The organism is Nitrospira sp. (genome assembly GCA_016788885.1).
GTDB lineage: Bacteria > Nitrospirota > Nitrospiria > Nitrospirales > Nitrospiraceae > Nitrospira_A.
On record JAEURX010000016.1, the window covers coordinates 58461 to 73087 of the forward strand.

Below are 14627 nucleotides of genomic sequence, written 5' to 3' on the forward strand. Positions count from 1 at the left end.
ATGGCGCGGCGTCTGTCACCTGGGCGGATTGGTGCGGAGGTACGTCTTGACCCCTTCAAAGATCGATTCGGCGATGTGGGCCAGGAAGGGTTGGGAGCGCATCTGATCTTCTTCGGCAGGATTCGACATAAAGGCGATTTCAGCGAGGATGCTGGGCATGGTCGTAAATCGAAGCACGTAAAACGGCGCTGTTTTGACACCATGATCGATCGTGCTATAGCGCCCGTTCAGATTCGTCACCATGGCCTGTTTGGCGGTCCAGGCGAGTTCCTGGGAGTGTTCGATTTTTTTCGAGGTCAAGAGGTCGGCGACGATATATTCCCAGCCGACGCCGGTACTGTTCAGCGGCGTGCCGTTTTCCCGTGCCGCGACTTCCAACGCCCGTTGGTCCTTCGCTTCTCCGAAGTGATAGATCTCCAATCCGCGCACGCCCTTGTGCGGGTGTGAGTTGACATGGATCGAAATGAACAGGTCGGCGTCTTTGCCGTTCGCAAACTTGGCCCGGTCTTCCAACTCGATAAATGCGTCCCGATCGCGGGTCATGAGCACGCGCGTGTTAGGCAAGGTCGCGAGTAGATCCTTCAGCAGGAGACCAACTTTCAGCGTGACGTCCTTTTCGGTTGTGCCATGCTGCCCGATGGTGCCGGGGTCTTTCCCGCCATGTCCAGGATCGATCACGATCGTCTGGGTCTGGTGTGCCGGTTTGGGAGCTGTTGGCCGGACCGGTTCGGTGACTGTGGGACTCGGAATCGTCGGGGGCGTCGGGAGCGCCACAGCAGGGGCAGACGGCGAGGTGGTTGAAGTTTCACCGATCTGCCGGACTTGATCCTTCGCCTTGTGAGAGATGTCGACGACAAGGCGGTCCGGATTGTCCAGGGAGAAGACTTTATACTTGAGGCCCTGCGTGCGTGGCAGGGTAATGGTCACGACTCGGGGCCGACTTTGTGCAATCTGAAACACTTGTGGAATGGTGCCGCCCGAGACGCGTTGCCGTGAAGATTTTCCCAGGATGGCGTTACTGACCTCAATGACGACGCGGTCAGGGTTCCGTATGTGCGTGTCGGTGAAGGAGGCCTTGTGATTCAGGTCAAGGACCAGGCGTGTGCCCTCGGGAGTCGACCAGGTGCGAAGATCGCGGATGACAATAGGGTAGCGTGAGCTGCCGGCCTGTTCCTGTTTGATGAGGAGGAAGTGCGGGGAAGTCGTTTCCCCTGCGACCTGCGGCATGTCCGGCCAAGCCGGCGCAGTCGGCATGTCGGTGTTCGCGGCAGCGATTGCGCCCGCCAAACACCAGGCCACGCTCAGGAGGAGGCAGGTGCGGAGCAGTCGGACGATGGAGGGCAGGAGTCCAGGCTCCCCGTGAGAAGGTACCATCTAGGCCTTTTCTCAGATGTTTGTGGTATTGTCAACAAAAGCTCTCAAACTTCGTGATTCTAGATGGCGACACATCTTCTTGTCGATGGATATAACCTGGTCGGTGGTGCTGGAATGGCGGGGCCCAGTGGGTCCGGTCGTCTGGAGGCGGCACGTGACGCGTTGGTCCGGGACCTGGCCGGCTACCGCCGCCGGAAGGGTCACGCGATCACCGTCATCTTCGACGGGTGGCAAGGAGGCCTGGGGGCTGAACACCGAGAGTTCCAGTCGGGCGTGGAGGTCGTGTATTCCAAGCGGGGCGAACGCGCCGATCAGGTGGTTCAACGGCTCGCGCGTTTGTATGGCAGGGATTGCGCGGTGGTGTCCTCGGATCATGAAGTGGCCAATGCAGCAAGGGCCGCCGGAGCGTTCGTTATTGGAGCGCCTGAGTTTCGTGCCAAGCTCCATGAGCGGCCGTCGAGGGCAGCTGCTCTCGCGTTCAAAGAATTGGATCGGGGTGAGGCCGAAGTGGTGAAACGGTCGAAGGACAAGGGCGGCAATCCCCGCAAGCTCCCCAAGTCGCTACGCAAACGCAACCAGCAACTCAGGGAATTTTGAACAGTCGGCGCGCGTTGTCGCTGGTGAGTCGGCCGATGTCCTCCGCCGTCATGCCGCCACCGTGGGGTGTGATCGTGGCCAGCGTCTCGGCGACGTATTTCACATAGGCGGGTTCGTTCCGTTTCCCGCGATGGGGAATCGGGGTGAGGTACGGGCAATCGGTTTCGATGAGCAGCCGGTCGGCCGGCACAGTCCTGGCGATGTCCCGCAGCATAGTCGCGTTCTGAAACGTCAGAATACCGGAAAACGACAGGTAGAATCCCAGCTCCAGCGCATCTTTCGCCAGCCAGGCGTCTCCGGAAAAGCAGTGAAAGACCCCGCCGATCTCTGAAGCGCGTTCTTCCTTCAAAATACGGATGGTATCGTCCTGCGCCTCGCGCGTGTGGATGATGACCGGAAGTTTCAGCTCCCTGGCCAATTGAATCTGTTCGCGGAAGCGGCGGCGCTGGAGCTCCGGATCGGAATGGTTGTAGTGATAATCGAGGCCGATCTCGCCGTAGGCCACGACCTTGTTGTCCCGGGCCAACTGCCGCAGTTCGTCATACCAATTGTCCGCGATGTGTTTCACCTCGTGGGGATGGACGCCGATCGAGGCATACACAAACGGGTAGTGACCGGCGAGGGCAACCGCCGATCGGCTGGTCGCGAGGTCACAGCCGATCGTAATCATGGTGTCCACCCCGGCCTCTCGCGCCCTGGCGATCATGGCCTCGCGGTCGGATTCGTAGCGCGCATCGTCGAGATGGGTATGGGTGTCGATCAGCATGAGATGGATGCTCGCATCGAACGGCCTGAATGTGACCGAAGTGGCAGGATGGTCTGCGCCTACACCGTCTTGGTCGCGAGGGACTCGGCCATGCCATAGAGCAACGCTTCGGTGTCGCTCCAGGCCAGACAGGAATCGGTGATGGACATGCCGTAGGTCAAGGCCTTGTTCGGATCCCAGCTCTGCCGGCCCCCCTGCAGGTGACTTTCCAGCATGAGGCCCATGATGGACCGCCGGCCCTGCTGAAATTGCTTGAGGACGTCGCCGGCGACTTCGACCTGCCGTTGGTGATTCTTGCCGGAGTTGTCGTGCGAGCAGTCAACCATTACGCCACGGGCCAGCCCTTCGCTCGCGACGGCGGTTTCAGCGCGGGCGATGTCTTCGACGCTGTAGTTGGTGCGCCCACCCCCGCCGCGCAGCACAATGTGATGATCGGGGTTGCCGGTGGTTTTAATGATGGAGGTGACGCCGTCGGCATTCACGCCGACAAAATGGTGCGGGCTGCGGCTGGTGATCATCGCATTGATGGCCACTTGCAGGCTGCCTTCGGTGCCGTTCTTGAAGCCGACCGGCATGGAGAGGCCGCTGGCCATTTCCCGGTGAATCTGGCTTTCCGTGGTGCGCGCACCGATGGCGGTCCAGCTCAGGAGGTCGGCAATATATTGTGGCGTGACCGGATCGAGGAGTTCAGTGGCGCATGGCAGGCCCTTGCCGTTGATATTCAACAAAATGGTCCGGGCCAGTTGAATGCCCTGGGCAATCTCGCAGGTCCCGTCCAGGTGGGGGTCGTTGATCAAACCCTTCCAGCCGACTGTCGTTCGAGGTTTTTCGAAGTAGGTCCGCATGACGACCAGCAATTTGTCGCGCACGGCCTCGGCGACCGGTTTGAGCCGGTCGGCATATTCGTAGGCGGCCGCAGGGTCATGAATCGAGCAAGGGCCGACGATCACGATCAGCCGGTCATTATCGCGGCCATGCAGGATGTTCCGGATCGCCTGTCGCGTCTGAAAAACCAACTCGGATACCTCGTCTCCGATCGGCAGTTTCGTTTTGACATCGCGGGGCGAGGGTAGCGGTTTAATCTCTATGACGTGCTGGTTATCGATCGGCCTGGTCATGGTGGTCCCTTAATGAGCGGTCTGGTTGCTAGACGGTCAAATGAAAATTGTGGGTTAACATAGCGAAAAGTGAAGGAGAATGTCCAGTGGGGTGGGCGAGAGGTGCATTGCCTTGCATTCAACCGGGCGCTTTGTTACAAAATCACGGTTCACAGGATTGTTCCCGGGGAACTCGGACATTCATGGTTTCTCGACACACTGCAAGCACATTCGGGTCGGGCATTGCACTGCTGCTGGTGACATTGCTGCTGGCGATGGCGCCGTTCGCCGCCGCGCTTGAGATCCACCACGAGCTGGCGGCCGCCGATCACGACGGGCACGAACATTCCGACACCGACCTCTGCCAGTGGGTGCAGTATCACACCGGTCATTCGCTGACCGGTGATGTGCCGGTCCCTTGTGTGTTTCTCGCCCATGGGCCACCTCAACCCTCACCGGCGCCGGTGCTTCTTTCTCAATCGCTTCCGACTTCTCGCGCCTCCCGCGCACCGCCTCAACGATAATTCCGCGCTGCCATGTGTGCATCAGTGGTCGACCTGCGTCGAAAACCGGAGTTGCGTCTCCGGCTTTGCGTAGGGAAGGAATATTCGTGAGGAAGCTACAATGTGGTCACTCAGAGCATTGATGGTGTTGTGTATAGGCTGCTGGCCGGGCGCGCTCGGCGTCTTTTCTGCGCAAGCCCAGCAACCGACGGGGGATGCCGGTCGCACGCTGGTGGGCATTGTCCAGAACCAGGACCTCCGGCGCGTGTCCCAGGCCACCGTTGAGGTGAAGGATCAGGAAGGGACCGTGGTCGTGACAGCGGTGGCCAACGATGCGGGAGAATTTACGGTGGAGCTGCCGGCTCAGGGGACCTATTCCGTGAGCGCCCGGCTGGAAATCTACCGAAGCGAATATCTCATCCTCAAAAGTGGAGCGCAGCCCGCCGGACCGGTGACGCTGACGCTAGCCAAGACCCATGAAATCTCCCTTGAAGTGGTCTCGCCCCTGGCGCCGATTCAGTACAAGGCATCGAGCGAGACCTATGCACTCAGCCGGAAAGAGATCGAAGCCTTGCCGCGCGGCAACAATAACGATCTCCAGGATGTGCTGCTGACGATCCCCAGCGCGGTGTATGGGTCGCTCAAACAGGTGCATATCCGGCAGGACCACGCCAATTTGCAGCTGCGTATCGATGGTGTCCCGATCCCGGACACCGTCTCCTCCACGTTCTCGGATGTCCTCAGCCCGCGCGCCTGGGATCGAGCCGATGTCATTCTTGGCGGGATGGAGGCGCAGTACGGCAACAAGGCGGCGGCGGTGTTGGATATCACGACCAAAAGCGGGACCAAGCCGGCATTCGGATCGGTGCAGATGATGGGAGGCTCAAACGGGACGCTCAATCCGTCATTCGAATACGGCGGCACGGTCGGCGAAAAGTTCCGGTTCTATATTTTAAACAGCCACACGGCGACGAACCGCGGCATCGAGCCGCCGACGCTGGGTCATTCGGTGTTCCACGGACAGAGCGAGCGGAATCAAACCTTCATCCGCGGCGATTACCAACACGACAATAAGAATAACTTCACCTGGTTGTTCCTGAATTCCGTCGCGAAGTATCAAATTCCCACGACGCCTGGTCTCGAACTTGATCCGAGCGGACAGATGTTGCCGCTCCTGCAGGCGGGGCGTCCAGGGTTTGCGCCGGTGGCCTCACAGGCCATCAATGAATTTCAGAAGGAGAACAATCAATACGGCCACATGGTCTGGCGGCATGACGTCAATGCGAATAACTTCTTCAGCTTGGCCGGGTACATGCGACACACGCGTGCCACGTTCAACACCGATCCGCTCAACGTGCTGGCCTACACGGCCGATCCGACGGCGCCGTTTTCGTCCGCCGATCAGGATCGCAATGCCTACTCGACGGGCCTGCGATTCGATTACACCTACGTGCATAGCAAGGAGCATCTCATCAAGGCCGGCTTCCAGCTCGATCGCACGCAGTCGGTGAACAAGACTCGGCTCTTTACCTTTGCCGATGACGGGGCGGGGAATCCAACCGGCGATCTGCTCAGTCTGAACGCCGACAATCGCCAGATTGGCTATCGGCAGGAATTTTGGATTCAAGATCAGTGGAGCCCCAACGACAAGTGGACGTTCAACCTCGGCCTGCGCGGCGATGCCGTACAGTATCTGCGGAACGAGGGCCAGGTCAGTCCGCGACTGGGTGCTACGTATAAGTATGATCAGTCGAACGTGTTCCACGCGTTTTATGGCCGAATGTTCACGCCGCCGAACCTGGAAGCGATTTCGTTTGCGAAACTGAACACGCTCGGAACCAGGGCGCAGCCGGACGATGTGACGAACAACACCGTGCGGGCGGAGCGTGCGCATTATTTTGAAGTCGGCAGCTACCATGCGTTGAATCGCTATGCCACCTTGCAATTCACCGGCTGGTATAAGCTCAGCAACTTCCTGTCGGACGCCGGGCAATTCGGCACCACTCCGCTCTTGAATTATTTTGCGTTCGAGCGAGGCTGGCAACGCGGAATCGACGGCGCGTTAAAGTTGCAACTCACCGACAACCTGACGGCGCGCGGCAACGTGGCTTGGGGGCAATGTAAAGGGTATGGCTTGCAGTCGGGGCATTTCCTATTGGAAGCGAAGGAGATTGCCGACATCAATTCGCGTGGTGGGGTGTTCTGCGATCACATGCAGACCCTGACCAGTTCGGCCGTCGTGACCTACAAGTTCCTGGAACGGACGACGATGACCGGCCAGATGTTGTTCGCGTCGGGCTTGCGGACCGCCGAAAATGAAGACGCGAAGACCAATTCCATCCACAGCCCGTCCTATACGATTTACAACCTGTCCATTGCCCATGTGTTTCCGCTGCCGTGGGACGGACAGAAGTTCTTGCTGGGATTCGACATCATCAATCTGTTGGATCAGAAGTATTACATCAATCAAGGCGAGGGGAGCATCGGACTGGGTGTGGCCCATGCGGGGATGCCGAGATCGTTCTTCTTCCGTGGCCAATGGTTCTTCTAGTATGATGCTGAAACGGGTCACCAGCGGCGTTCTCAGTCGCCCGGCTCCCTGCGACGTACCGCAAGGGTCCGCCTCAGTCGACGGGCTCCCTGCGGCCTTGTTGGATGGCCCGTTTGAGCATCATCATGAAACTGGTTGGAAGACGATATGACGAACATCATCGATGGAATTCGATCACTGACAGTACCCATGGTAGTGCTCGGCATGTGGTGTCTGCTGCCTGTATCTGCCATCGCCGCGACAGGGGATGAGGCGACGCATGAGGCGGATCATGCGCTGGATGCGGATATCATTGAGCTGCCCGAAGTGCATGTACATGGACTTCCGCTGAACCAGGATCAACAGGCGGGGCCGGTGCCGAAATCGACCCCCTGGCCGGCCATCCCTTCATCGCTCGAGGGGAAGCCGCTCGACGATTGGATGAAGGCCCGCCTGCTCGTCTCCAAAGAGGCACAGGTGACGGTGGTTGTGCTGGAATCGGCGAAACATCGTGAACTGACGATCGCCGGCATCATCGCGTTGAATCAATGGACCTTCGCCCCGCAACTCAAAGGCGACGACCCCGTCGACGGCGAACTCACCGTGCGGATTCACTTCCGTTCGCAGTAGTAGCATGAAGATTCAGCGAGGCAAGTGAACCTTGCCACTTGGCAGTATCTTCTCCTCTACCGTGATACGGTTCGAGAAGAAGACAAAGTGTCGGGGCCGGACTGTCTTTTCCAAATGATGCGTGACGCCGGGGCTCCGATCCCATGCCGTGAGGTATGGGATCGGATGGTGGCTGACCTCATTCGCTGTCAGGCTTCGCCGATGTGAGCGAGACCGATCAGAACGCGAGCGCGGCTCGTTCGTCCTGATCCCGGATCGCCGCCGCAAAACGCTTCATGCGCTCGACTAACGCCTTCTCTTCGGGGTCCAGTTTATCTTCGCTCTTCAGGGGGAGGAGCACCGCGTAGGGAACCGACTTGACGACGGCGGCAAAAATTTTATGCGCTGCGTCGACGCTGATCCCGCCTTCCCTTGTTTCCAGCATTTCGAGAAAACGATTCATTCCTTTTCGCTTCCCGTTGTACTCCCCCTTGACGGCGGCTTCACTGACCACTTCCAGCTGCTTGAAGTACGGGGTGAAGTTTCCGCTCGTGGACAGGTTTTTTTGTTCCATCACCATCAACGTGATTTTGTCGATCCACGGCGGTGCGACCCAGGCGTTTGCGTCGACGGGGCCGAGAGAAACGGCCATCCATACCGGAATGATCAGCAAGAAGGTCAGCTGCCGGAAGGATCGTGCCATGATGGACTCCTTTCAGTCGAGCGGTGGTCGTGGTCGATTGATATGGCGAGGTTCCACTCAACGAGAGGCAACATGAGTGCCAGTTGCAGGTCGGATCGTAACCGATGGAAATGTCGACAATGCACAAGACGCGTGCTCAGACGGCGAGCGGTCGCGCACAGGACGCTCCGTTCGAAACGATTGGGTCATCCGGGGAATGTCTCTCTGGAAGGCGGCTGAGCGCTAACAGTTCTCTGCAGGAATTAGCGGCTGCTATGGTCGGGGCCGTAAAGGCACCGGCCGTTTGGTCAAATCATTATGGACCCAGTTATTCTCCGCGTTGACATCGATGCCGCGGACCGATGGCGGTTTATCGAGATTCACATATTGGAAGGTGCCGAAGGGCTGGATCTCGTCATCCGTCGGTAATTGGTCGCGGTTCCAGCCTCCGCCAAGCGAACGGATGAGCGCGACCGAGGTGCGTAGTAATTCGGCCTTGATCTGCACCGACTCAATCCGCGCGGTCAGCATGGCGACTTGGGCGTAGATCAGCTCAAGGCTGGAGGCCAATCCACCTTGATACAATTCCATGGTCAGGTCTTGCGTTTTGAGCGTCGCTCCCACCGCCGCGTCCTGCCGGTTGGCCGCGAGGGTCAACCGGTTGGTCAGGCTCAAATTGTTCTCGACCTCGCGAAACGCATTGAGCACCGTCGATCGATATCGATCCTCCGTCTCGCGATAGGCAGACCAGGATTGCTGCAATTGCGCGCGACGATACCCGCCTTGGAAAAGCGGCAGCGACACGCTTGACCCGTAGGACCAGAAACTATTCGCGAGTGAGAAGAGACTGAAGGCCTCATCTTCAAACCCGCCGCCGAGCCGAAACGAGACATTGGGGTAAAACGCGGCCCGCGCAATACCAATCGTGCGGTTAGCTTGCGCCATTCGGCGTTCCATCGCGGCGATATCCGGCCGGCGCTCCAGTAGCGTAGACGGAAGCGTTTGCGGGATGGTGAATGTGGCCATCTTGAGATCGTTGACCGGCTCGATCTTGAAGGCTGCAGGCGCCATATTGAGCAGGATGGCGATTGCCTGCTCCAGCACTTGGCGTTGGCCTTGTATCTGGGCCCGTCTCGTTTCGGTGCTGAACAGGAGAGACTCCACGCGGGCGACGTCGAGTGCCGATGCAATCTGGCCGATGAACTGCGCGTTGACGAGTTCCAACGACTGGGTGTAGAGCGCGATCGATTGGGTGTAAATCGCATCCTGCGCGTCGAGGCCGCGTAACGCAAAATAGTTTGCCGCGACTTCCGCTTGCAGGCTCAGCCGCGCGAGTCCGAAATCAGCGGCCCGTTCTTCGGCGCGATAGATCTCCACGCGTGTCGCGTTGCGAAGTGCCGACCAGAAGTCGGGTTCCCAGGATGCGATCCCGCCGGCGGCCACGCTCGATTCTTCCAGTGGACTGTCTGGAGCGCGAAACAAGCGGTGGAGTGACTGTCGATTGTCGCTCGCATCAAATCCCAATCCGACGCGAGGGAGGTATTGCGACCGGGCTTTCATCATCGCATCGCGGGACTGCACAAATCGTTCGGCGGCGGCCTGTAGGTCTGGGTTCGCGGTCAACGCCTGCGCTTCCAACCTATCCAGAACCGGATCGTTAAACAGCTTCCACCAATCCTGGCGCAACTCGCCGTCAGACGGTGTCGCCTGTACGAAGGGGCTCGACCCGTGCCATGAGTCGGGAACGACGAACTGAGCCGGCTCATAGGGAGGCGAGAGATCGACGGCTGGAAACGTACTACAGGCCGGGAGGCCGAGCGCCAGCAGCAGCACGCCGGCAGCGGCTATGCTTGTGAATGGGCAGGCCCAGGGCTGTTCGGCTGGTGTGTGAGGTTGCCTGTCTGTGGAGCATGTCATTTCGAAGATGGGTCCTTCGTGACTGGCGTCGTGCTCCCCACGAGGTCGTAACCGGGCGCCGGCGTGACGACGCGGACCTTGTCGCCCTCCAGCAATGCGGCGCTCGGGTTATTCACGACGCGGTCCTGGCTGGATAGGCCTCCTGCCACCTCGACGGCATTATCCATGAGCTTGCTTACCGTGATGGGTTTCAGATGCACACGGTCGTCCTCCGTCACCACTGCCACCTGTGTGCCATGCTCTTGGAACACTAACGCAGTGGAGGGAATGGTGAGCGCATTCCGGTCGACCGGCGCGGTGAGATGAACTTGGGCATAGGACCCTGGCCACAAGGCCCGGTCTTCGTTGTCGATCGTGAAGACCGTCACCGCAGTGCGGGTGCTGACATCAAATCCGCGGGCGACCGTGAGGAATTTCGCGGTGAAATGACGATCGGGCAGTTGCGGCACCGTCACGTCGGCCGTCAGCCCCGGTTTGAGAAAGGCCCCGAAGGATGCCGGTACGTTGACAAACAGCCGCAGCATGCTGACGTCGGCCACGGTAAAGAGATTGGTGATGGAACTCCGATTACTGATGTTCCCTTCCTTATTGATGTAGTCGCCGACATTGATGTTGCGGACCGTCACGACACCGTCATAGGGCGCGACGATGGTTTTGAATTGAATCAGCGCCTCAAAATTCTTCACGTTCTGTTCCGACGCCTTGACCCTGGCCGCTTCGGCCTTCGCGTTGGCTTCCTGCACGGAGATCGATTGTTCGGAGACCGCGTGATTTTTGCGCAGCGCGACCCAGCGTTTCGCCGTCAGGTCGGCAAGGGCATACTTGGCTTGTTCTGCAGCGAGATCCGCTTTGGCCTGGGCATACTGGGCATCGAGGGCCGGCGCGTTGATTTCGGCGAGGATGTCGCCCTTTTTCACCAGGGCGCCGTAGTCCTTGTACCACATCTTGACGTAGCCGGAGACCTGCGCATAGATCGGCGCTTCGAACCAGGCCTGAATATTTCCGGGGAGGCTGATGGTTTCAGTCGGCGGCACCGGCGTCGGGTAGGTGACTGCCACCGTGGGAACGGTGTCCTCCAGCGTCTGCTTGCGCAAGGTCGTGGCGTCGACATTGCTCTCATAGATTCGATAGCAGAGATAAACCAGGAGCAAAAAGAACCCTGAAAGGACTCCGGAACGTTGATGCAGAAGCTTCAGCATCACAGGTGCTCCTTTGCCGGAAGGCTTCGCCCGTCATAGAGCATGGCATATACGCAGGGGACGAAAAACAGGGTAAAGACAGTGGCCACGAACAGGCCGCCGATGACGGCGCGTCCGAGCGGCGCATTCTGAGAATACCCTGTCGCCATGGGCACCATGCCGAAGATCATCGCCGACGCGGTCATGAGAACCGGACGGAAGCGGGTCGTCCCGGCTTCCAGCGCGGCACGCAGGGCTTCGCCGTGCGTTTCAAGCCGTTCGCGTGCGTAAGAGACGACCAGAATGGAATTGGCTGTCGCTGTTCCCATCGTCATGATGGCGCCGGTCAGCGCAGGCTCCGACAGACGCGTATGCGTCAGGAACAGGGCCCAGGCGATACCAGCCAACGCGCCGGGCAAGGCGGTGATGATGATGAACGGGTCGAGCCAGGATTGAAAGTTGACCACGATCAGCAGATAGACCAGCACGATTGCGGCGAGCAGTCCGAAGATCAGCTCGAAATAGGCGTCGTGCATGAGTGAGGCCTGGCCGTGGATTTCGATGGCGGCGCTGCGAGGTAGTTCGTGTTCCATGCTCTTGGCGACTGTTTCGACATCGTTCAGGACGCCGCCCAGGTCGCGCCCTTCAGTCCCGACATAGATGTCGAACAGGGGCATGATGTTCGCGTGGGTGATTACGCCCGGTGTGCCCTCCGCCGAGAGGTCGGTGAGATTGCCGAGTAATTGCACATCATGGTTGTCAGCAGCCTCGCCGGAGGATTCGACGGGAATGGTTTTGAGGCTATTGACGCTATTGACCTGAGCTTGCGGCGTATACACGTTGATCAGATAGGACATGCCGGTCTTGGGATCGAGCCAATACACCTGGTCGATCTGTTGGCTGCCGGCGGTCGTCATCAGCAGGTTGGACGCCATGTCCTTCTGGGTTCGGTTGACGGCCAGGCCGAATGTGCGATTGCCTTCCACCATGAGCGTCGGCGTGCGCATGGTTTGTTGGATGACCACGTCGGTGGCGCCGGGGATCTGGCGCAACTTGCCGGCCAATTTGCGGGCGAACTCGTAGTTGGGGTGCATGTCCGGGCCCTTGATCTGTACGTCGATCGGCGCCGGCGCCCCGAAGTTGAGAATTTTGGCGGTCAGGTCGGACGGCTGGAAGGTGAATTCGGTGCCCGGATACCGCTCTGCTAAACCCTTGCGCAGAATGCGGCGGTACTCCCACACCGGCGATTTTTCGTTTTTCAACAGAATCGTCAGGTCGCAATCCTGCGAGCCGATGGTCGGCGTCGGAATGAACGCGAGATTATGCGCCCCAACCGGCAGGCCGCAGTTGCTGACAATGTTTTCGACTTCTCCGGCCAACAACTCTTCCACGCTGTTCGAGACCAGCGTGGCAATACGTCCCGATACCTCGATGCGTGTTCCGAGCGGTGCCCGCATATGCATCTGAATGACACCGGATCTGATCTCGGGAAAATAATCGCGCCCCAGAAAAAAGAACAACGACAGCGAGGCCACGGCGATGATCAGAGAGATCGTCACGAATGCACGGCGCTTGGCGATGACCCGTTCGAGCAACATCCCGTAGCGCTCGCGAAACCGATTGAACCCGCGTTCGAATCCCTGTTGAAAGCGGACGAGTGGGTTCCGTGAGGGACCTGAACCGAGCTGCTCCGGATGCTCAAGCGACTTCGACATGGTGACCCTTCATCATATATTTCGCCATAGTCGGCACCAATGTGCGTGACAGGATGAAGGAAGCCAGCATCGCAATGATGACCGCTTCCGCCATGGGTTTGAACAGATAACCGGCGACACCGCCCAGTTCGAACAGGGGAATCCACACAATGGCGATGCAGAGCGTTGCGACGAACGTCGGGACCACGATCTGATTGGCCGCATCGACAATGGCCTGTTCGAGCGGTTTGCCCATTTCGAGATGCCGGTCGATATTCTCGATCATCACGGTTGCATCGTCGACGAGGATGCCGACAGCCAGCGCCAAGCCGCCCAAGGTCATGACGTTGATCGTCTCATCGAGCCAATGCAGGCCGATCAGCGCGGTCAGGATGGAGAGCGGAATCGAGGTCCAGACGATCACCGTGGCCCGCCAGGAACCCAGGAGCAACAACACAATCAGGCCGACCAGCGCGCCGGCGGTGGCCATTTCGTGCAGCACATCGGCAATCGAATCCTTCACGAAGGTAGAGGCATCATCGAGGAGTTTGATTTCGACTCCCTCCGGAGAGATTTGCTCGGCGCGCGGGATCATATTTTTGATTCCATTGACCACGTCGAGGGTTGACGCTTCGGTGCTCTTCATCGCGACGATGATGACGGTCTGCTTCCCCTTCACCAGCACGGCGTTTTGTTGGACCCGACCCATGAGGCGCACCGTGGCCACATCGCGCAGATAGATATAGGCGTTGTCTTCCCGTTTGACCGGAATGTCGCTGAAATGCTCGATCTGCATGGGGGAGGCATTCGTCTGGACGATCCAGTCGGTCTGCTTGATCTTGATGTCGCCGGACGGCAACACGAGATACTGCTGCATGAGAACATTGTGTATGTCCGCCGGAGTCAGATTGCGGGCGAGCAGTTTTTGCTGATCGAGATTGACCATGACCTGCATGTCCTGGCCCCCGTAGGGGTGCGGCAGGACGATGCCCGGTACCGTCACGAGCAGAGGGCGGATTCGCATGTAGGCCAGGTTGTACAGTTCCGCCGGCGTCAGCCGGTCGGAGCTGATTTGCAGCATCGCGACAGGGATCGAAGAGGGCGCGAGACGCATGACCATGGGCGGAGAAATGTCGGGCGGGAGCGCCTTGACGACGGTCTGCGCGATGGCGGTGATATCTGCCTCTGCCCGGCCCACATCTACTCCGTCCTGGAGAAAGATGTTGGTGATACTGCTGCCATAGTAGGAATGACTGTGGATGTATTTGATGCCTTCCACCGTCGACGTCAGAAAGCGCTCGAAGAGGTACGTGATGCGTCCTTCCACTTGCTGCGGCAGCAGACCGGCGTAAGCCCAGACCACCGAGGTGACGGGTATCGTGATATTCGGAAAGACGTCGGTCGGCATGTGAAGCACCGTGATGGTGCCCAGCAGCACAATAAGAATGGACATCACGACAAAGGTATAGGGTCTGCGGAGGGCGATGAGGACGATTTCATTCATGCAGACAGTCCTCTCTTTCAACCCGAAGGGGTTGCAGATACAGCGTCAATCGATGAACAGTTGTATGCGGCTCATGTTGGTGGAATAGAGCAAGGTTCTTGCCGTCGTGCGGTTTGTGTGGGCGAGGACAGGCAAGGATCGGTTATTCGCACATTTGGGGAGAATCCTCACCAATC

General features: G+C 58.9%; 12 protein-coding genes. 4 read left to right on the top strand and 8 right to left on the bottom strand.

Annotated elements, in window-relative coordinates; all coding sequences use genetic code 11:
• Window positions 1–15 precede the first annotated feature (15 nt).
• Window positions 16–1374, bottom strand: coding sequence for an N-acetylmuramoyl-L-alanine amidase (locus JNL86_04745; protein MBL8042209.1), 1359 nt, complete (start codon window positions 1372–1374; stop codon window positions 16–18).
• Window positions 1375–1437: 63 nt separating this feature from the next.
• On the opposite strand from JNL86_04745, the gene JNL86_04750 reads away from it, so the two are divergent.
• The gene (locus JNL86_04750) at window positions 1438–1971 is read left to right on the top strand and encodes an NYN domain-containing protein (protein ID MBL8042210.1); all 534 of its coding nucleotides are present in this window, start codon (window positions 1438–1440) and stop codon (window positions 1969–1971) included.
• Here the strand turns inward: JNL86_04750 and JNL86_04755 are convergent.
• The gene (locus JNL86_04755; GenBank protein MBL8042211.1) at window positions 1958–2737 is read right to left on the bottom strand and encodes a TatD family hydrolase; all 780 of its coding nucleotides are present in this window, start codon (window positions 2735–2737) and stop codon (window positions 1958–1960) included. The two genes, JNL86_04750 and JNL86_04755, sit on opposite strands and share 14 nt — an antisense overlap.
• 59 nt (window positions 2738–2796) lie before the next feature.
• Entirely contained in the window at window positions 2797–3855 is a 1059-nt protein-coding gene (locus JNL86_04760) for a 3-deoxy-7-phosphoheptulonate synthase (protein ID MBL8042212.1), read from the bottom strand.
• A gap of 182 nt (window positions 3856–4037) precedes the next feature.
• Between JNL86_04760 and JNL86_04765 the strand changes: the two genes are divergently transcribed.
• The 3 genes from JNL86_04765 to JNL86_04775 all read left to right on the top strand — a co-directional run bounded on the left by JNL86_04765 (window position 4038) and on the right by JNL86_04775 (window position 7497).
• On the top strand, window positions 4038–4358 hold the full coding sequence (locus JNL86_04765) for a hypothetical protein (protein ID MBL8042213.1): 321 nt from the start codon (window positions 4038–4040) through the stop codon (window positions 4356–4358).
• Window positions 4359–4458: 100 nt separating this feature from the next.
• On the top strand, window positions 4459–6888 hold the full coding sequence (locus JNL86_04770; protein ID MBL8042214.1) for a TonB-dependent receptor: 2430 nt from the start codon (window positions 4459–4461) through the stop codon (window positions 6886–6888).
• A gap of 147 nt (window positions 6889–7035) precedes the next feature.
• Window positions 7036–7497 (top strand): hypothetical protein, encoded by a 462-nt coding sequence (locus tag JNL86_04775; protein MBL8042215.1) that lies wholly within the window; start codon window positions 7036–7038, stop codon window positions 7495–7497.
• Between the two features lie 217 nt (window positions 7498–7714).
• Here JNL86_04775 and JNL86_04780 read toward each other — a convergent pair whose 3' ends face one another.
• The 5 genes from JNL86_04780 to JNL86_04800 form a co-directional block, all read right to left on the bottom strand.
• Complete coding sequence (locus JNL86_04780; protein ID MBL8042216.1) at window positions 7715–8179, bottom strand: hypothetical protein; 465 nt, start codon at window positions 8177–8179, stop codon at window positions 7715–7717.
• Window positions 8180–8431: 252 nt separating this feature from the next.
• Window positions 8432–10075, bottom strand: coding sequence for an efflux transporter outer membrane subunit (locus JNL86_04785; GenBank protein ID MBL8042217.1), 1644 nt, complete (start codon window positions 10073–10075; stop codon window positions 8432–8434).
• Complete coding sequence (locus JNL86_04790) at window positions 10072–11274, bottom strand: efflux RND transporter periplasmic adaptor subunit (GenBank protein MBL8042218.1); 1203 nt, start codon at window positions 11272–11274, stop codon at window positions 10072–10074. The genes JNL86_04785 and JNL86_04790 overlap by 4 nt, the downstream gene beginning before the upstream one ends.
• Entirely contained in the window at window positions 11274–12968 is a 1695-nt protein-coding gene (locus JNL86_04795; protein ID MBL8042219.1) for an efflux RND transporter permease subunit, read from the bottom strand. Before JNL86_04795 ends, JNL86_04790 begins: the two co-directional genes overlap by 1 nt.
• Window positions 12952–14451, bottom strand: coding sequence for an efflux RND transporter permease subunit (locus JNL86_04800; protein MBL8042220.1), 1500 nt, complete (start codon window positions 14449–14451; stop codon window positions 12952–12954). The genes JNL86_04795 and JNL86_04800 overlap by 17 nt, the downstream gene beginning before the upstream one ends.
• Window positions 14452–14627: the final 176 nt, after the last annotated feature.

What these genes read in the sequence shown, in the direction of transcription:
- JNL86_04745 (MBL8042209.1), bottom strand. Translation starts at nt 1,374, where the DNA reads ATGGTACCTTCTCACGGGGAGCCTGGACTCCTGCCCTCCATCGTCCGA.
- JNL86_04750 (MBL8042210.1), top strand. Translation starts at nt 1,438, where the DNA reads ATGGCGACACATCTTCTTGTCGATGGATATAACCTGGTCGGTGGTGCT.
- JNL86_04755 (MBL8042211.1), bottom strand. Translation starts at nt 2,737, where the DNA reads ATGCTGATCGACACCCATACCCATCTCGACGATGCGCGCTACGAATCC.
- JNL86_04760 (MBL8042212.1), bottom strand. Translation starts at nt 3,855, where the DNA reads ATGACCAGGCCGATCGATAACCAGCACGTCATAGAGATTAAACCGCTA.
- JNL86_04765 (MBL8042213.1), top strand. Translation starts at nt 4,038, where the DNA reads ATGGTTTCTCGACACACTGCAAGCACATTCGGGTCGGGCATTGCACTG.
- JNL86_04770 (MBL8042214.1), top strand. Translation starts at nt 4,459, where the DNA reads ATGTGGTCACTCAGAGCATTGATGGTGTTGTGTATAGGCTGCTGGCCG.
- JNL86_04775 (MBL8042215.1), top strand. Translation starts at nt 7,036, where the DNA reads ATGACGAACATCATCGATGGAATTCGATCACTGACAGTACCCATGGTA.
- JNL86_04780 (MBL8042216.1), bottom strand. Translation starts at nt 8,179, where the DNA reads ATGGCACGATCCTTCCGGCAGCTGACCTTCTTGCTGATCATTCCGGTA.
- JNL86_04785 (MBL8042217.1), bottom strand. Translation starts at nt 10,075, where the DNA reads ATGACATGCTCCACAGACAGGCAACCTCACACACCAGCCGAACAGCCC.
- JNL86_04790 (MBL8042218.1), bottom strand. Translation starts at nt 11,274, where the DNA reads ATGCTGAAGCTTCTGCATCAACGTTCCGGAGTCCTTTCAGGGTTCTTT.
- JNL86_04795 (MBL8042219.1), bottom strand. Translation starts at nt 12,968, where the DNA reads ATGTCGAAGTCGCTTGAGCATCCGGAGCAGCTCGGTTCAGGTCCCTCA.
- JNL86_04800 (MBL8042220.1), bottom strand. Translation starts at nt 14,451, where the DNA reads ATGAATGAAATCGTCCTCATCGCCCTCCGCAGACCCTATACCTTTGTC.